At 53.1% G+C, this 18,156-nt stretch carries 14 protein-coding genes, 1 tRNA gene and 1 pseudogene; 14 read left to right on the forward strand and 2 right to left on the reverse strand.

Translation table 11 applies throughout. The features are described from left to right. Positions 1-77: 77 nt before the first annotated feature. The 4 genes from KDW_RS30085 (at position 78) to KDW_RS30100 (ending at position 3,451) form a co-directional block, all read left to right on the forward strand. Positions 78-1,190: an ABC transporter ATP-binding protein gene (locus KDW_RS30085; RefSeq protein ID WP_269822559.1), complete on the forward strand. Its 1,113-nt coding sequence runs from the start codon at positions 78-80 to the stop codon at positions 1,188-1,190. Then, the gene (locus tag KDW_RS30090; protein ID WP_151759590.1) at positions 1,187-1,840 is read left to right on the forward strand and encodes an ABC transporter permease; all 654 of its coding nucleotides are present in this window, start codon (positions 1,187-1,189) and stop codon (positions 1,838-1,840) included. Before KDW_RS30085 ends, KDW_RS30090 begins: the two co-directional genes overlap by 4 nt. Continuing rightward, on the forward strand, positions 1,837-2,451 hold the full coding sequence (locus tag KDW_RS30095) for an ABC transporter permease (protein WP_151759591.1): 615 nt from the start codon (positions 1,837-1,839) through the stop codon (positions 2,449-2,451). The genes KDW_RS30090 and KDW_RS30095 overlap by 4 nt, the downstream gene beginning before the upstream one ends. 67 nt (positions 2,452-2,518) lie before the next feature. Beyond that, positions 2,519-3,451: an ABC transporter substrate-binding protein gene (locus tag KDW_RS30100; RefSeq protein WP_151759592.1), complete on the forward strand. Its 933-nt coding sequence runs from the start codon at positions 2,519-2,521 to the stop codon at positions 3,449-3,451. A 140-nt stretch (positions 3,452-3,591) separates the two neighbouring features. Here KDW_RS30100 and gad read toward each other — a convergent pair whose 3' ends face one another. Then, a complete protein-coding gene (gene gad, locus KDW_RS30105; RefSeq protein WP_151759593.1) occupies positions 3,592-5,022 on the reverse strand; it encodes a glutamate decarboxylase in 1,431 nt (476 codons plus the stop codon). A 203-nt stretch (positions 5,023-5,225) separates the two neighbouring features. On the opposite strand from gad, the gene KDW_RS30110 reads away from it, so the two are divergent. The 7 genes and pseudogenes from KDW_RS30110 to KDW_RS30140 all read left to right on the forward strand — a co-directional run. Next, positions 5,226-6,011: a crotonase/enoyl-CoA hydratase family protein gene (locus KDW_RS30110; protein WP_151759594.1), complete on the forward strand. Its 786-nt coding sequence runs from the start codon at positions 5,226-5,228 to the stop codon at positions 6,009-6,011. 173 nt (positions 6,012-6,184) lie between these two features. Beyond that, the gene (locus KDW_RS30115) at positions 6,185-7,654 is read left to right on the forward strand and encodes a glycogen synthase (RefSeq protein WP_151759595.1); all 1,470 of its coding nucleotides are present in this window, start codon (positions 6,185-6,187) and stop codon (positions 7,652-7,654) included. Positions 7,655-7,911: 257 nt separating this feature from the next. Further along, positions 7,912-8,802, forward strand: a complete 891-nt coding sequence (locus KDW_RS30120; protein ID WP_151759596.1) for a sigma factor-like helix-turn-helix DNA-binding protein — start codon at positions 7,912-7,914, stop codon at positions 8,800-8,802. A 185-nt stretch (positions 8,803-8,987) separates the two neighbouring features. Beyond that, the gene (larC, locus tag KDW_RS35520; protein ID WP_151759597.1) at positions 8,988-9,227 is read left to right on the forward strand and encodes a nickel insertion protein; all 240 of its coding nucleotides are present in this window, start codon (positions 8,988-8,990) and stop codon (positions 9,225-9,227) included. Continuing rightward, positions 9,218-10,240 (forward strand): nickel pincer cofactor biosynthesis protein LarC2, encoded by a 1,023-nt coding sequence (gene larC2 / locus KDW_RS30130; RefSeq protein ID WP_162005755.1) that lies wholly within the window; start codon positions 9,218-9,220, stop codon positions 10,238-10,240. Before larC ends, larC2 begins: the two co-directional genes overlap by 10 nt. A 12-nt stretch (positions 10,241-10,252) precedes the next feature. Further along, positions 10,253-10,795, forward strand: coding sequence for a DnaJ family domain-containing protein (locus tag KDW_RS30135; protein ID WP_151759599.1), 543 nt, complete (start codon positions 10,253-10,255; stop codon positions 10,793-10,795). Positions 10,796-11,188: 393 nt separating this feature from the next. Next, a pseudogene (locus tag KDW_RS30140) lies at positions 11,189-11,497 on the forward strand (Uma2 family endonuclease); the annotation flags it as partial. 140 nt (positions 11,498-11,637) lie between these two features. Here KDW_RS30140 and KDW_RS30145 read toward each other — a convergent pair. Then, positions 11,638-11,709 (reverse strand) — tRNA-Thr (locus KDW_RS30145). Between the two features lie 389 nt (positions 11,710-12,098). On the opposite strand from KDW_RS30145, the gene rdgB reads away from it, so the two are divergent. From rdgB to KDW_RS30160, 3 genes are all read left to right on the forward strand, one after another. After that, positions 12,099-12,713: an RdgB/HAM1 family non-canonical purine NTP pyrophosphatase gene (rdgB, locus tag KDW_RS30150; protein ID WP_151759600.1), complete on the forward strand. Its 615-nt coding sequence runs from the start codon at positions 12,099-12,101 to the stop codon at positions 12,711-12,713. 56 nt (positions 12,714-12,769) lie between these two features. Further along, positions 12,770-15,832 carry an exonuclease domain-containing protein gene (locus tag KDW_RS30155; RefSeq protein ID WP_151759601.1) on the forward strand — a complete coding sequence of 1,021 codons (3,063 nt, stop codon included), beginning with the start codon at positions 12,770-12,772 and terminating at the stop codon, positions 15,830-15,832. Positions 15,833-15,901: 69 nt separating this feature from the next. Further along, complete coding sequence (locus KDW_RS30160) at positions 15,902-18,073, forward strand: molybdopterin-containing oxidoreductase family protein (protein WP_151759602.1); 2,172 nt, start codon at positions 15,902-15,904, stop codon at positions 18,071-18,073. Positions 18,074-18,156 lie beyond the last annotated feature (83 nt).

Raw genomic sequence — 18,156 nt, forward strand, 5'->3', positions numbered from 1 at the left:
CCTGATCCAGGTTTTTTATGAGTATCGATTATTTAAGGATCATTGCGTCGCTTAATGAAGGAGAATTTCTATTGGGTGTGAAATTTGAACATGTTACAAAGGCGTATCCCGGTCATAAGCCTGCTGTAAATGAATTGTCGCTTGAAGTACAGACCGGTGAATTGCTGGTCCTGATTGGCCCGTCCGGTTGTGGAAAAACCACCAGCTTACGCATGATCAATCGTCTGGAAGAGCCGACGAGTGGAACGATTTATGTGGATGGCCGCGATGTGTGCAGTTATGATCCTATTGAACTGCGACGTGGTATCGGGTACGCGATTCAGCAGACGGGTCTGCTGCCACATATGACGATTGAGCAAAATATTGAGCTGGTGCCGCGCCTGCTGAAATGGGATAAGAAGCGCCGTCACGAGCGCACACGCGAGTTGTTGTCTCTGGTTGATATGGATTATGATACCTTCGCTTCGCGTTATCCGCGCCAGCTTTCAGGCGGCCAGCAGCAGCGTATTGGTGTGCTGCGTGCCCTGGCAACCGATCCTCCAGTCATCCTGATGGATGAGCCATTCGGGGCATTAGATCCTATCAGTCGTGAGTCACTCCAGACCGAATTGAAGCGCCTGCAATCCAGGTTGCGCAAAACGATTGTCTTTGTGACCCACGATATTGATGAGGCCATGCGCCTGGGTGATCGCATCGCTATTTTACAGGATGGTCAGTTGCATCAGATTGGCACGCCACAGGAACTGGTCCAGGCACCCAGAGACGAGTTTGTCGCTAAATTCATGGGTCGTCTCTTTAACTTTCCTAAAATACAGACCTCAGTGGATTTGATCGGGCAATTTATGCAAGAGGACACATCGCATGTCCACCAGGAATGCTCCGAACATGGAAAGATCGTGAAGATCGACCACTTACCTCTCTGGTGCTGGATTGATCGCAATGGCGTCCTGCGGGGTGTCTCCTCCCAGCCACCTACCGGTGCTGATCAGTGGGATCGTAATGATTGGACGGATCCGAAGCTGGCCGCTGTGAAGGATACAGATGCTTCTGAAGTGGTGCTCAAAAGGCTGATCGAGGGTGAAGCTGAAGCATTACCGGTCATTGGTGAAGGAGAGCAATTTATAGGCGTCGTTACACAGCGTTCGGCTCTCAAAGCTCTGTCTAATGTTGAGATGGAGAATGATGAATGAGTGTGATAACTGACTTTTGGAGCACATACGGTCTCTTGCTCGTCGATGCCATCGGACCTCATTTGTACATGACGGGAGTAGCTTTGCTGCTGGGCATGGCGATTGCGTTACCCCTGGGGATTCTGTTGTCCCGCTTCCCCCGCTTTTCTGTTCCTGTGATTACAACGGTATCAGTCTTCCAGACGATTCCGAGTCTGGTCTTTTTTGCGCTGGTAATTCCATACTTCGGTATCGGGACGCAACCGGCGATCGCGGTACTTGTGCTTTATTCGCTGTTGCCTATTCTACGCAATACCTACATTGGTTTGCGTTCAGTTGATGCCGCGCTGATTGATGCGGCGCGTGGCCAGGGCATGACCTCATGGCAGATTCTGACGATGGTTGAGTTACCGCTGGCGGCACCCATTATTGTGACCGGTATTCGTCTATCGGCTACCTATTTAGTGAGCTGGGCAACCCTGGCTGCATTGATTGGTGCTGGTGGCTTAGGGACGCTCATTTTCGCGGGCATTTCCAGTTATGATACCAATATGTTACTGGCGGGTGCGATACCGGCTGCTGTGCTGGCCCTGCTTATCGGACTTATATTTGGCTTTGTCCGGCGTCTGGTGACACCGCGTGGCTTGAAGATGGGAGTTCGGAATAGATGATCAGTTTCTCAGATATCGCTATGCTCACATGGCAACATCTCTACCTCTCGCTGCTTGGGACCGTGATCGGTTCGATCATTGGCTTTTTGCTGGCAGTCTGGATCCGTCGACAGCCGCGCCTGGCTGGTGTGTTGATTGGATTTGCTGAGGTTATTCAGACCATTCCTGGTATGGCGCTGCTGGCCTTTTTGCTGCTGGTATTTGGTCTGGGCGATACAACATTGGTTGTAGGGTTGGCTCTCTATGCCATTTTGCCTGTCCTGCAAAATACGTATGAGGGCCTTGAGGGTGTTGATCCGGCTTACCGTGAGGTTGGAAAGGGCATGGGCATGACACGTGGTGAGATCTTTCGCCAGATCGAGGTCCCCCTGGCTTTTCCTGTTATTCTGGCTGGACTGCGGGTTTCGCTGGTGACCGCGATTGGCGTTGCGACGATCGGTGTCTTCGTCGGTTCAGGTGGTCTGGGGAGCCTGATCTATCGTGGCTTGCAAATCATCGATATGCCAACCATGATGGCGGGAGCTATCCCGGTCGCTTTACTGGCCATCGTGCTTGAAATAGCCTTAACACTCCTGGAGCGCAAGCTATCGAAAGTTACTGCGAGCCGCTAACCCGTGGATGCGACAACGTTTGGATGCCTTCAGCAGATGAAGGGACGGCAAGAGAAGAAAGGGAAAAATGAAGAAGATTGTTTCAGTCTGGATCATGCTTACGGCGCTACTGACCCTGGTGAGCGGCTGTGGCTTCGGACCGCAAAGTAGCACCCTTGGGAATACACCAAAAAGTGGCAATACGATTGTCATTGGTTCCAAAAACTTTAGCGAGAGCATTGTCCTGGGCAATATGATGTATGATCTGCTGAAAGCAAAGTTGAAGCATGTCAACGTGCAGAACCAGCCAAACCTTGCCTCGACCCTGGTTGCGTGGACATCTGTGAAAGATGGTCAACTCGATATCTATCCTGAGTACACTGGAACTGGTCTGGTGGATATTTTAAAGAAGCCGGCCAGTACGAATACCGAACAGGTCTATCAAACTGTCAAGCAAGAGTATGCCCGGCAATACCATGTTGATTGGCTTGATCCCATTGGTTTTAATAATACGTACGCGGTCGCCGTACCCAAAGCTATTGCGCACAAATATCATTTGACGAAAATCTCCGACCTCGCCGCTGTCTCATCCCAACTGGTTTTTGGTGGTGATCCCGAGTTCTTTATCCGACATGATGATGGTTTTCCGGCGCTGATGAGCAAGTATGGCCTGAATTTCCAGTCGACCAGGCAGATTGATGTTGGCCTGAAATACCTGGCCGTCGCGAGCGACCAGTTCCAGGTGACTGATGCTTACTCGACCGATGGCGCGCTTATTCGTTACAACCTGGTTGTCTTGCAGGATGATAAGCACCTCTTCCCGCCCTATTATGCCGCCCCGCTTGTGCGTGAGGATACACTGAAGGCGTATCCCGAAATCAAACCCATTCTCAATGAGTTGTCCGGAAAAATTAATAATGAAACCATGAAGCAACTCAACTACCAGGTAGATGTGCAGCACAAGTCCGCGGATGATGTTGCCCGGCAGTTCCTGGTCTCACACGGCCTGCTCTCATCATGATCGGGTACAGGCTTGTGCTTCCAGCCATACTCTAAACTGTGTTCCATCATAGGGTTTATCATGTTCTAGAGAAATGGCTGGAACGATGTCGTGTGGGATCTAAGTTAATGCTTCACTGTGTTATGCTATGCATCGCGCGCTCACTTCGCCGTATTGGTTGACTTCTCTTCATGGCTGGACCCGTGACTGAAGCCAGGTGCTCCGCCAGTATGGTTGTTCTCTGGGTGTGCTGCATAGTAGCTCAGGTGGCGGTGCATATCGTTGAGCAAGAGATTTGCCATGTCTCGACTGAAGCCATCTTTCACCACAATGCGCATCACGGCCAGGTTCTCCAGGTTTTTGGGATAAGTATAGGCCGGCACGATCCAGCCACGATCCCGTAGGCGTTGCGATAAATCGAAAACGGTAAAGTTGGTTTCTTCCTTCAAGGTAAAGGCAAATACCGGTAGGTCGCTCCCATCGCTGAGCAGCTGGAATGGTCCCAGTTGGGCGATTTTCTCTGATAGATAGCGAGCTGTGTCCTGGCAAGCCTGCTGTATACGCTGATAGCCTGCTTTGCCCAGCCGCACGAAATTATAGTACTGGGCCACAATCTGGCTTCCGGGACGCGAGAAGTTCAAGGCAAAGGTCGGTGTCTGCCCTCCCAGATAATTTACGGAGAAGATCAGGTCCTGCGGCAAATCGCTGCGATTGTGCCAGACTACCCAGCCGACGCCCGGATAAACCAGTCCATATTTATGCCCTGACGTATTGATGGACTTAACGCGCGGCACGCGAAAGTCCCACACCACCTCTGGCTGGATGAATGGTGCGACCAGGCCTCCACTGGCGGCATCGACATGGATCGGAATGTCCAGTCCTTGCTCGCTCTGCAGGCGATCCAGTGCCTGGCTGATCTCCTCGACCGGCTCATAACTACCATCCATCGTACTCCCCATAATAGCTACGACGCCGATGGTGTTTTCATCACAGAGCTTGACTGCTTCTTCAGCTGTGAGATGATAGCGTCCCTGCTCCATAGGGACCAGGCGCGGCTCGACATCCCAGTAGCGACAGAATTTTTCCCAGCAGATCTGAATATTAATGCCCATTACCAGGTTGGGACGGTCGGTTGATTTTCCAGCGGCACGCCGACGTTCACGCCACTTCCATTTCAAAGCCATGCCAGCCAGCATACAGGCCTCGCTTGACCCGATGGTTGAGCAGCCAATCGTATCTTTTTCATCTTCAGCATGCCAGAGGTTGGCCAGAATGTTGACACAGCGATTTTCCAGCTCGGCCGTCTGGGGATACTCATCCTTATCGATCATGTTTTTATCGAAGGTATCGGCCATGATCTGCCGTGCCTCTGGCTCCATCCAGGTTGTGACAAAGGTGGCCAGGTTTTGCCTGGCATTGCCGTCCAGGATCAGCTCATCGCTCACGAGCTGGTAGGCTGTTTGTGGCAGCATCTCCTCTTCGGGCATTTCATTGCGTGGGATAGGCCGATCCAGTGGAATGCGACTATAAGCCGGATTCAGCAATTGTTCTGACTCGTCTTTAGTTGTACGCTTCACTTTTTTATGCAGCATGCTTCTGACTCCTACAAAAAATCTCTCTTTTTTTAGCCCTCTCTGGTGAACCACGTTCAGATGGATCGCCAGGATACAGAGATGGCTGTCAGGCTTTAGAGAAGTCGAAAATTTGAACAGCCAATCAAGCCACATTATATTATAGATAAGCACATTATTATCGTTTTTAAGCTGCTCAGCTATCATACAAGAGGAGGGATGCCATGTCAGTTCAGATTGAGCGCAATGGACCAGTTACCACGGTGATCTTGAGCCGGCCAGAGGTGCGCAACGCGGTTAATCGCCAGACGGCGCAGGAGCTGGCTGATGCCTTTCGGGATTTTGATGCTGATCCTGAGGCATTGGTAGGTGTATTGGTGGGCGATCATGGCCAGTTCTGCGCGGGCGCGGACCTGAAAGCGTTTGCGGCGGGCGAAGGTAATCGCGTCGAGCCAGATGGCGATGGGCCGATGGGGCCAAGCCGGATGCTGCTTAGCAAGCCAGTGATTGCCGCCATCAGTGGCTATGCTGTGGCGGGTGGGTTGGAACTGGCGCTCTGGTGCGATCTGCGCGTGGTGGAAGATGACGCTGTGCTGGGAGTCTTTTGCCGGCGCTGGGGCGTGCCGTTAATTGATGGCGGCACGATCCGGCTACCACGCCTGATCGGGATGAGCCGGGCGCTGGATTTGATTCTGACCGGCCGGCCTGTTGGGGCGCAGGAAGCACTGGCGCTTGGATTGGTAAACCGGGTTGTGCCACATGGTCAGGCGCGCCAGGCTGCCGAGCAACTTGCCAGAGAGATCAGTCGCTTCCCTCAGGCGTGTATGCGCAGCGACCGGCTCTCAGCTTATGAGCAATTCGATCTGAGCTTCCAGGAGGCGCTGGCGAACGAGTTTCAACATGGTTTAGGCGTGCTGCAAGCGGAAGGTGCCAGCGGCGCACAGAAATTTGCTAGCGGCGCTGGCAGGCATGGCAGCTTTATGTTGCAAGAAGAAACCGACGCTGGCTGATCTATCTGCCAGCAATTTCTGTCCAGAAAACTTTGTTCACAGACCACAGATTTCAGCCGACCTCAACCGACCAATCGCGGCGAGTTTTGAGCATGGATGGACGTGGTTACCTTTCGTCCTACCATGCCAGCATGCTATAATGAGATACATTTCGTGAGTGGGAGGGAACTTGTATGCAGTCTGAACAACCTCTCAAGGTACTGATCCTTGCTGCTGAAATTGAGCCGTTTGTGAAGGTCGGTGGTATGGCGGAGATCGTGGGTGCGTTGCCGAAGGCGTTACAAGCCCTTGGGCATGATGTGCGCCTGGTGATGCCACGCTACCGTCAGGTTGATGCCGAGCATTTTCAGTTGACGACAATCCTTGATTCGATTTCTGTGCCGATGGGCAATTTTCAGGTTTCGGCTTGCGTACGGCAGGCGGAGATTGGCAATCATATCCCTGTTTATATGATTGATGTACCCCGGTATTTTGATCGTGAAAATATTTATGGTTATACCGATGATGGTGAGCGTTTTATTTTGTTCTGCCGGGCGGCTCTGGAGGCTGTGCGGGCTTTAGATTGGTCGCCAGATATTGTGCATTGTAATGACTGGCATACGGGTATTGTGCCTAACTGGTTGCATACCCTGTATCGGGAAGATGATTTCTTTTCCCATACGGCCTCGGTCTATACGATCCATAATCTGGCCTATCAGGGCATTTTTGGTTATCGCTTGTTAGAGGTAGCCGGGGTGGCCGCCAATGGCTTTGTCTATCCACAGATCGCGGAACTGGCGAATGTGGTGGATATTATGGGGCGCGGTATCCTGTTCGCGGATGCTGTGACGACGGTGAGTGAGCGTTATGCGCAGGAGATTCTGACGCCGACGTTCGGGGAGAAACTGGATCATATGTTGCGCTCCCGCCGCGATCGCCTGTTTGGTATTTTAAATGGGGTTGATTATCAGGAAAATAATCCGACCACCAATAATCATATCCATACGCCATATGATGCGAACAGTCTGGATAAGCGGGCGGAGAATAAGGCGGCGCTTCAGGAGCAGGCGCACTTGCCGGTGAAGCCAGATGTGCCGCTGCTGGCGATGATTTCGCGGCTCGCCGACCAGAAGGGCTTTGATTTGTTGGCGCAAATCATTCTGCCACTATTGGCCCAGGGCGTCCAGTTTGTGCTACTGGGTGTGGGTGATCAGCATTATCATGAGATGTTCCAGAATCTGGCGGCGCGCTATCCGGATCAGGTAGCCATCTTCCTGACCTTTAATACGGAGGTGGCGCAGCGCATCTATGCTGGCAGCGATATGCTGCTGATGCCGTCGCGCTTTGAGCCGTGTGGCACCAATCAGATGTATGCTATGCGCTATGGCTGTGTGCCCATTGTGCGCCACGTTGGTGGTCTGGCCGATACGGTTCGGGAATATAATCCTCATACCAGCGATGGTAATGGCTTTGTCTTCCAGAACTACGATGCCTGGGAATTCTTCGCCTCGATCGTGCGCGCCCTCGCCCTGTATCCTTTTAAGGATTTCTGGCGTACCTTGCAGTTGCGCGGCATGGAGGCCGACCATTCCTGGCATGCCTCCGCCTTGCGTTATGTTGAAGTCTATCGTAACGCGCTGGCCTACCACCAGACGGGCAAATAAGCCAGTCCATACAGCCAAAGGAATTTTTGAGAAAACTGGAAAAGAGCGACGGTTCTTTTCCAGTTTTCTCTTTGTGTCAGGTATTGTTATAGACAGAGAGGAAGTTATGCCATTCAATCGTGTGAGCGAAGCTAGCCGCGGTTGAGCGGCGTTCACGATTGCTTTTTAATATGCTGTGGGCCGTTGACGTTTTTTGGGACGCATTTTATAATAATGCAGCACACTCACGGCATAACAAATAGTGCAGGGATTGATTGATGCGTGCTACCTTTAAAAGTAGGCATGGTATCAATGGTTGTGGAAGGGAGGAGGCATTGGTTGCCAAATACTACTCTGATGTTAATCAGCGACGCTCACATTTACTAAAGGTGTTTGAATCGCTGCCCACATATGATTCACAGGATTTCTGGCCTACGGTCGAACAGACGGATTTTCCACGTGAGGTGTTAGTGAAGTCAGCGCGGGTGGCGCGTCAAATGCAGCTGGAAGCGATCGGCAAGAAGCTTGCGTCCATTATCATTATACGTTCTTCAGCGAAAAATGAGTTTTGGGCCAAAAGTATTGCACGCAAATGCTACGGGCTTGGCTGGGATGAGCAGCGGAATATGGGACTCGATTTATGCGCTGATTTAAATGAAGCGATCCTGAAGGCCGTCCAGGATGTTCAGCGCCACTTCTGGGAAGAAAACTTTGTGCATTGCCTTAACTATGAGCGTATGCATGTCTATCGCTCCTTCATGTTACGCGAAGGACGTCTGAATACTGCCCATGTCGAGAAGAGCCGGCGTGTCCCCCGCAGTCTGATGTATCGCCTCGACGATATGGTTGCGTATTCTGATGCTTTACATAATCCTTATGAAATCGAGGATGAGCAGGCATACGCCATCTTTCACGCGATCGACTCCAGTTTCTTAGTGGATATCGTCAAGCGCCTCCCCAAGCGCCTGGCCGAAGTAGTTCTTCTGTCGTACTGGGAAGACAAAACCGAAAAAGACATTGCTTCGCGTCTCGGTGTTTCCGACCGCACCGTGCGTAACCGCCTGCAAGTCGCCATCCGTGTTTTATCCCAGGCCCTCATTTGCGAACCCGACTGTTCGCCATACATCCCCCACGTGCACCAGTCGGACCCGGATAGCTTGAACAAATAATTCTATATCCATCGACATATCAGCACCTGCAGATCAGCCTGCTTTCGCTTGCTCCTGTCTGGACTGATATGTCATACTACCGGTAATGGTAGGTCTGGCTCTTGCGGCCAATTTATTCAACGTAGCGGTAGCGCTTGTCGCTGCACCCTTTTCGTGTACGAGTGGATAGGAAGAAGGTTCGACAGATGGCTTTTGTGGATTGTTCGATGGGATGTAGTGGTCCTATGTGGCTGGCGGCCCTGCTGGATCTTGGAGTCTCGCTGGAGGTGATAAAGCGCGCCCTGGCAGCGGTGGGGGTGGATTCCTATCAACTGGAGTCGGGCAGGGTTGCGCCTTATAGCATAACAGGCATGCATCTGACCCTGAAGAGTCATGAACTGGAGACCTTTCGTTCGTTGGGGAGTGGGAGGAGATCTTGCAGGTAGGGGCTTTACCGGAACTGGTGCTGACTCGTGTGCTGGCTTGCCTGCATCGCATGGCTGAGGCCAGGGCAATCGTGCGCGAAATAGCTGCCTCTAAAGTCCAGTTTTCTTCCAGGAGCGTGGCGGAACTTGTGGCGATCCTTACTGGTCTATTTGAGCTCCAGATCACTGAGCTTTATGCTTCCTGGCTACCATTGGTGATGGGAGCCGAGGAGAAGGATGGACAGATTGACTCTGCCTTCACGTTAGAGATCTTGCGCGGCAGTGGAGCGCGCTGGCAGCCAACCAATGAGACCGTCACGCTGGTAACTCCTGTGGGGGCGGCTCTGCTGGCCACCTGCGCGCGCTTTGATACACCAGACTTCTCTATTGAACGGATTGGCTATGGCGTTGGTCTTCGTCACAATGCCACGCCTCTCGCTATGCGCCTCTATCTAAGCCCGGCCGACGAAGTGAAGCGGCCGGCCACTATGCGTCTCTATCTGGACCCAGCCGTTGAAATGGAAAAGTCTGCCAGTGTAGAGGGAGCCGATACCGATTGGGTCGCGGTGATTGAATCCCATCTGGATACCATGACCGGTGAGCTCCTGGGAGGACTGATGGAGCGCCTCTTTACCCTTGGAGCGCTGGACGTAACCTATACCCCCATCCAGATGAAAAAGAATCGCCCGGCCACGCTCCTGACGGTCATTTGTCCACTATCCATGGGGGATGAGTTGGCTCTGATATTGTTGCGCGAGACCACCACCCTGGGTGTGCGCATCCAGCCTATTCGTCGCCTCAAAGCACAGCGCGAACAGGTGCAGATCCAGACGGTGCTGGGTCCGATGCTGGTCAAGATCAAGCGCCTGGGCACGCAACTGATCAGTGCCTCCCCTGAATATGAAGAATGCCAGCGCATCGCTACCGCACGCCAGATCCCACTGGCCGAGGTCTATGAGGTTGCACGAGATGCTATCAAAAACGCTATAATAGAGAAAAAGGATGATAGAGACACTGCCGAAAAGGAAAAGTAAGGAGTTTTTCCGATGGATTTTGTTGATTGGCGGAAAAGAACAGACAATCCCTTAACGGATACCGCAGAGCAGCAGCCTACCTATCGTGGTCGGCGTATGGGCGATTATGTTGAAGAGCAGATCCGTGAAGCCCAGGAACGCGGTGATTTTGATAACCTGAAAGGTATAGGGAAGCCACTGCAACTGGATACGCAGCCGCGTGATGAGCATAGTATGGCTAATGGCTTGCTCAAGAGTAATGGCTATGTGCCCTTTGAGATTGAATTACAGCGCCAGATTGATAGTGCGCTCGAACGTACGACTGCCAGAACCAACCTCTTGATTACACGCCGGCAAAAGCTAGCCAGACGCCGCATTGCCCCCTTTGAAAGCGAGAAGCGCGGCTTTAATGCCGCCGTTGAGAAGGCCTTGATTGAATACGATCAAGAACTGCGCCAGATCAACAGCAAAATACTCACCCTCAACCTCTCCACACCCCCCGCGATGCATCGCCCGATCCTCAAAGTCGGCGAACTGGTAGAAGCCTTCCGTGAGGCCTGCCCACTTTTATTGTAACGGCAGCGCTTGTCGCCAATACGTTTCGCTTAAGCCCAGGGACGGTTTGATCCTTAGAGGAGATGAACGAAAGTAGGTTCGACCCTTTGGGTCGATTGGTTCCCTACATACTATCCTTGCTTGACCATGAGCAAGCTATGACATGTTAGGCAATGCATTCGTGGGGGGGGAGACAATCGACCCAAAGGGTCGAACCTACCATTTGTATCTCTCTTGATCATTTTTGCATGCGTTGCTTCATGATCATGCCACCATTGTAGCCATTCCATCCATAACCGAAACGTATTGGCGCTTGCCGCTGCGACCAGTTCGCGTCCGAGCAGGTATCCCGACAAGCGCTTCTTGCATAAAATTGTCTAAGGTGTTGAGCTTGAGTGTCACGTTGTTCTTACTTGCGATAGAGCTGATTGGGATAAGGATAAGCGATTAAAGCCATTTCGCATTCAGTCGCCTCTCATTGTTGTTGAGGTCTTATCTCCAACGACAGAGAGATATGATCGTGGAGAGAAGTTTGCACGCTACCAATCTTGTCCAAGCTTAGAAGTATACATCCTGGTGAGCCAGAATGAGCGCTATGCCGAAGTCTACCGAAAAGCGACAAATTGGAGGCAGGAACGTTTCTCGGAGAATGAGGTTATCAAATTAGATCAACTTGATTTAGAATTACCCCTCGAAGAGATTTATGAAGGCGTTCTCTCGTAGGTTCGGGGCTTGACCCCGATTTCTCGCTTTGGAAGCGATTCCCTTGCTTCGCGTGATCTTGGTGCGGTGAGGTTTGTATAGGGGGGCCAATCGGGTGCAAGCCCCGAACCTACATGCATGGTGGAAAAGGCATAAAAAAAAGCCGAAGGTCGGATTTGAACCGACGACCCACGCTTTACGAAAGCGTTGCTCTACCCCTGAGCTACATCGGCGGGTATTGTTTCAAGAAAGAGGACATCATAAGTTATGCCAACTTCTCTTAACACTGCCGATTATACCTGTAAACCTATGCCATGTCAAGCGCTTTTAAAGCAAATTTTCTCTCCATCTCAAAATCGCTAGCTTTCACTTAATTGATGAGTGGTGTGGTGGTAGGTGCCCGCGGACACCTACCACCACACCACTCATCATAAAACTGTGAGCGCCGCAGGCGCGAGCTTCCGTGGGGCAGTTATAGTTCAAGTGCATTTTCTTATTTTGAATTGATGCATTTCATAGTAATTTTTTGTGTTTAAATACAGAAATGTTCATCTCGACAACTCTACCATGGTATGGTAGAATAGAGGCCAACGTTTCGATCCCACCTAGTTTGGAGTTTTGTATGCGCGTCCTATTGGTGGCAACCACAAATCGTCATAAGTTGGAAGAATATCGAGCAATATTTCAGGATTTACCCTATCAATTGCTCTCTCTAACGGACCTCGGTATTGATTTTGATGTAGAAGAGACTGGTACGACCTTTCAGGAAAATGCGGAACTAAAAGCTCTGGCATATGCACGTGCCGCAGGTGTACTGGCGCTGGCTGATGATTCAGGGCTGGAAATTGATGCTCTTGGTGGAGCTCCGGGTGTGTATTCCGCTCGCTTTGCGGGTGTCGATACGCCATACGAGAAACGTTTTCCGCTTCTCTTTGATCGCTTGCGCGATGTCCCTCCGGAGCAATGGACCGCCCGCTTCAGGTGTGTTATTACCATCGCTGAGCCTTCCGGATATCATCAGAGTGTTGATGGGTCGATTGAAGGCATGATTACGAATCCACCTCGTGGTGCCAACGGATTTGGCTATGATCCTATCTTCCTGGTTCCCGAACTCGGAAAGACAACTGCTGAACTTCCACCAGCGCAGAAAAACCAGATTAGCCATCGCGGACGAGCGGCGCTGAAAGCTCATGCCGTGCTGGAAAACTGGTCACCATCTCCTTTGCCTCCTCAATAGGTATGGAGATGCTATTCGTTCAATGTAGTCGAGAGAGCGTGAGGAACAGATAACCTATGGCGAAGAGATCTGCCATTCGTGTTGCCCTTGATTTAGAGACGACCGGTTTACATCCCGAGCAAGACACAATCCTGGAGATTGCTGCGGTAAAGTTTCAAGGGACTGAAGTCATCGATACATTAGAGACTTTTGTGGCTCCCGGTCGTCCCATTCCTTATCGTGTGCAGCGCTTGACTGGTATTAAGCCAGAGCATCTGACCGGCGCTCCTCCGTTTTCTGCGGTTGCCAGGGATTTGCAGGATTTCCTTGGTGATCTTCCTATTGTTGGACATAGCATTCCTTTTGATGCCAGTTTCTTGCGCATGCGTGGTATCGCGCGCTCGAATCCTCTGGTTGATACGTTTGAGATGGCGACTGTCTTGTTGCCCTCGCTGGTCAGCTATAATCTGGGACAGGTCGCTGAGGCCCTGGGGGTGCGTGTGCCGCATGATCGCCATCGCGCTATGGTTGATACAGTGCTGGCTATGGAAGTCTTTAATGTTTTGCACCAGCGGCTGCAGGATGTTGATCTGGATGTGCTGAACGACCTGGCGAATCTTGATGCGCCGCGCTCCTGGCCTTTGTTGCATTTCTTTCGGCAGGAGTTGCGTGAGCGCCAGGAGCGTGATGGGGTCGTAGGCCGCCTCTCCCGGGGGAGTCTGGGGGATCGCTTCGCGGCCCAGCTTGGCATGGATCCACGTGTCCTCTCTTTTGCGGTTGGTCGCGAGCCTGACAGTGCCGCGCAACCCTCTACTCCTCCTGCTATTCCGGCTCCTGATCTTCCTCTCAGCGTCGTTGCTTCCGAGCAGACAGAGAATCCACAACTGGCCAGTACCCGCAGTGCCGTGCGCCAATCTCTGGAGCAGCGTACCCCGTTGCTCTTAGAGCTTACGCTGGGTGGACATGATTATAACGCTGCCTTGCGACCGGTGCTTGAGTGGTTGGCTGAAGAATCTGGTCCTGAGGATCCTCCGCGCCGTTTGGTGCTTGCCTGTGTGAACCAACAGTATGCTCGCCGCCTGATCGATACTATCCTCCCTCGCCTCCAGGCTCAACTCCATTCTCAGATTCCGGTGGCGTATCTGGCGGAACATGGTGGCTATCTCTGCACCCATCGCTGGTTTGGTGCTGCTATGCGTCGTACCAGTGGTGAACTGACTGCCGAGCAGGCGCGTGGTCTGGCCAAGTTGCGGCTCTGGACGCACGAGACGCTCCATGGGGATCGTAGTGAGCTGACCCTGTTGCAGCAAGAGATATCGGCCTGGGAAAGAATCTCGTCTGATTTTGAGCAGAAGCGCTCGCTTGATCCACGTTTTGAGAAAAGCTATCAACGCTGCACCTATCGGCGTAAAGGTTATTGTTTTGTCGAGCTGGCCGAGAAGCGTGTGAAGGCCGCGCAACTCGTGGTGACGACCCATACCGGCCTCTTCGATGACCTGTCCCTGTCCCAACCTCTGCTGGCTGATTTTGATCGCCGCTTGATTTTGGATGCGGATTTGCTGGAAGAAGAGAATATTCGCTGGGGGGGATCAGAGTTTGATCAACTGCAGGTGTTGCGGCTGCTGAATACGATTGGTACTGAACTGCCTGATGGACGCTATCAGGGCCTATTGGCGCTGGCGGCCCCGGCTTTGCGGGTGAATGGTCCTGGCGGTCTGTCTACGACCCTGACGGTGACGAAAGCCGAGCTGGATCAGCGCTTACTGCAGTGGTTTCAGTGCTTGCGGCAGGCACGCATGTCGGTTGAACGCTTATTTGCGGCCTTCCTGGGACTGGTAGAAGATTTTGCTCAGGGTGGCAAGGGGCGCTCGGAAGGTGCACATCGACCGAATGCCCGTGGCAATGAACGTGCGGATCAACCTCTGCGCATTAATGGAAATATTCGTCAGCTCAGTTCGTGGAATGAAGCTGAACAGGCCTGGCAGCAGGCGGCGCAGCGTTTGCGGGCTGTAATTGATGTGGCGAATCTGGCTGAAAAAACTATCCTTTCAGCGCAACAGGGTCGGCGTAAGCCTGAGCAGGGGAGTGGTGAGGATAGTTCTGTGGCCAGTGAACTGGTGGGTGCGGCCTACAAATTGGGCGAAATGGTACAGATGGTCCAGCAGGCGATGTCTACTGCTGAAAGCGATATGGTCTACTGGCTGCGCACACCACCGATGCCGATGTCGCCAGCACAGCAGCATGCGGCCAGGAAGGCGGCTGATCCCGGCACTGGTTCATTAGCGGTTGAGCACGCGCCGGTTTTATATTCTCAACTGGTGCAGACTTCAAATATGCTCAGGCGCTTGTTGTTGCAGGATCAATCCGGTACGATCTTTGTGGGTACTGCGTTAGCGGTTGACAGCTCGTTCGGCTTTGCTCGTCAGCGTCTGGGACTTGAGCAGGAGGCGATTCCTGAGCGTTCGGTGACGGCGGATCATGCCGAGCAGACGCTGCTTTATTTGCCCAATGATGTCCCTGAGCCAAATTCGCCCCAATATCAACGCCATGTCGATGAGGCTCTGATCAATATCGCTACGGCCCTTGAAGGGCAGGTGGTGGCCCTTTTCACTTCCCACGCCGCTTTACGCAGCACCTATACCGCGATCAAGCCGATTCTGGAAGCGCGCGATATCCTGGTCCTGGGACAGGGTGCAGACGGTTCGCCGCGTCAACTCTGGCAGGTTTTCCAATCCCAGCAGCGTGTGGTCATTCTGGGCACGGGCAGCTTTTGGGATAGCATGGATGAGGTGGTGCGACCGCCGGCCTGTCTGTTTGTGGCTCGTTTGCCCATGCCGGTCTTGAATGATCCACCCATTGCGGCGCGGGCCGAGCAATATTCAGATCAATTGCATCAACTGACTGTCCCGATGGCGACGCTGCGTGTGCGGCGGGTGATTGATCGCTTTATGTGGGGCAATCAGAGCGGCCGGAATATTGTCGTCTTATTTGATCGCCGCGTGACCTCGAAAGAATATGGCTCAACTGTACTCCATAGTTTGCCACGCTGCTCACAGCGTGAGGGCGCCGTCTCGCGCATGCCAGACACGATGCTGGATTGGTTGACAGGCGAAGGTGCCTGGGATGAGAATAATGCTTAGAAGTTGACGTGTGTACTGTCCAGCGGTTGCTTGCTGCTGCCCTCAAGGAATCGAAAGGAAACCGATTGTATGTCTGTGAAGCCTTCCACGAAAAGCGTTGATGGTCGCCAGTTGCGTGTGGTCTATGGCGCCTGCCCCCATGATTGTCCCGATACCTGTGCGTTGGAGACGCATGTAGATGAGCAGGGACGCGCTGTACGCGTGCAGGGACGTTCGACCCATCCGATTACGCGAGGCTGGTTGTGCGCCAAGGTCAATCGTTACCTTGAGCGCGTCTATCATCCAGAACGCCTGCTCTATCCTCTACGCCGGAGCGGACCCAAAGGGAGCGGTCAGTTTACACGCATTTCCTGGGATGAGGCGATTGCTGAGATTGCGGAACGCTGGCAGCAACTGGCAGCTACCCATGGCGCGGAAACTATTTTACCGTATAGCTATGCCGGTACTCTGGGCCTGGTCCAGGGAGGCGTTACCGATGCGCGTTTCTGGAATCGCCTGGGGGCGAGTCAGCTTGAGCGTGCGATCTGCGGCCATGCAGCGGAAGACGCAGTATTACTGACTGTCGGCGGTCGTCTCGCACCTTCGCCTGAAACCCTGGTTCAGAGTAAATTGATCTTGATCTGGGGCAGCAATCCTGCCAGTACCGCGCCCCACGTCATGCCGTTTTTGCGCGAAGCCCAGCGCAACGACTCACGCATCATCGTCATCGATCCTATTCGTACCCTGACCGCTCGTTCGGCCGATCAGCATATCCAGCCCTTGCCGGGCAGCGATGCCGCTCTGGCGCTCTCCATGATGTATGTCATTGTCAAAGAGGGCCTGCATAATCCTGCCTGGATCGCCGAGCATACACTTGGGTGGGAACCGTTCTGGGAGCGTATCCAGCAATATCCACCGGAGCGGGCCGCGACAATTACTGGTCTGGCCGTGGAGACGATTGTGGCTCTGGCCCGTGAATATGCGATGACCGCGCCAGCGGTACTCAGGATCTCGGATGGCATCAATCGCCATACCAATGGTGGCCAGACCGTGCGTACCCTGGCCTGTCTGCCAGCAGTGGTGGGACAATATGGTGTGGCTGGCGGTGGTCTGATGTATAGCACCAGCGACTGGTTGAAGTGGGATCGCGCGACAGTGGCTCGCCGTGGTGAAGCCGTCTGCCCGCCTGCCACGCGCAGCTTGAATATGAATCGCCTGGGTGCTATCCTGACCGGCGAAGCTGATCCCCCGGTCTACTCGCTCTATGTCTACAATGCTAATCCGGTGGCTTCGACACCCAACGCCGGTAAAGTAGTTGAGGGACTGCTACGTGAGGATCTTTTCACGGTTGTGCACGAACTCTTCGAGACCGATACCGCGCGCTACGCCGACATTATTCTGCCGGCCACCAGCCAGCTGGAGCAGGTAGATATCCACAAGCCCTATGGGCATTTATCCCTGCAATATAATACTCCAGCAATCGAACCGCTGGGCGAGGCACGCAGCAATTGGGATGTGATGCGTGCGCTGGCCGCTGCCATGGGCTTTAAGGAAGCCTGGTTGACCGCGTCTGCGGATGAAGTTATTGCTGAGGTATTGACAGCGACGGAGGCTCAGCAGCCTGCCCTGGTGGGTCTGACCCTGGAGCGTTTCCAGGCCGAGGGTTCAATTCCACTGGTCATTCCCGAGCACGAGCGTGTCCCCTTTAGTGATGGCAAGTTCCGCACTCCTTCGGGCAAAGTCGAATTTTACTCTGAGCAAGCGATCGCCAAAGGCTATGATCCCCTGCCGGGCTGGGAACCTGAAGTAGAGGCCAGACCAGAGCCGACCAGGCCAGCCAGCAAAGAGGAGCCACTCCCACTATTGTCGCCTGCGGCCCACCATTTTATCAGTTCTACTTTCGGCAATCAGCAGACCATGATCAGCAAAGAGCGCAACCCGACCCTGCGCATTCATGCTGAGGATGCAAAGCTACGCGGTATTCGCTCGGGTCAACTGGTGCGCGTCAGTAACGAGCGTGGCTGGTGTCATCTCGTCGCCGAAGTCTCAGAAGATGTACGTCCGGGCGTGCTGGCAACCACCACCGTCTGGTGGCCAAAGTTCAGTCCCGACCAGCGTAACATCAACTGGACCACCTCGGACCGTCTCGCTGACTTTAACGGTGGCAGTACCTTTTATACCAACCTGGTCTTCGTCACCCCCCAAGAAAGCAGCCAGCCACAGCAAGATCCAGTTGGCGTCTTCATCGCAACCAACTCCTGACAATCTTGTACTAACCCGTCGCGTTAATTTGACGGGTTTTATGCTCTATGTTACCATACTCTTAAGTGGATTATTAAGGTCTG

Source organism: Dictyobacter vulcani, from assembly GCF_008974265.1.
Taxonomy (GTDB): domain Bacteria; phylum Chloroflexota; class Ktedonobacteria; order Ktedonobacterales; family Ktedonobacteraceae; genus Dictyobacter; species Dictyobacter vulcani.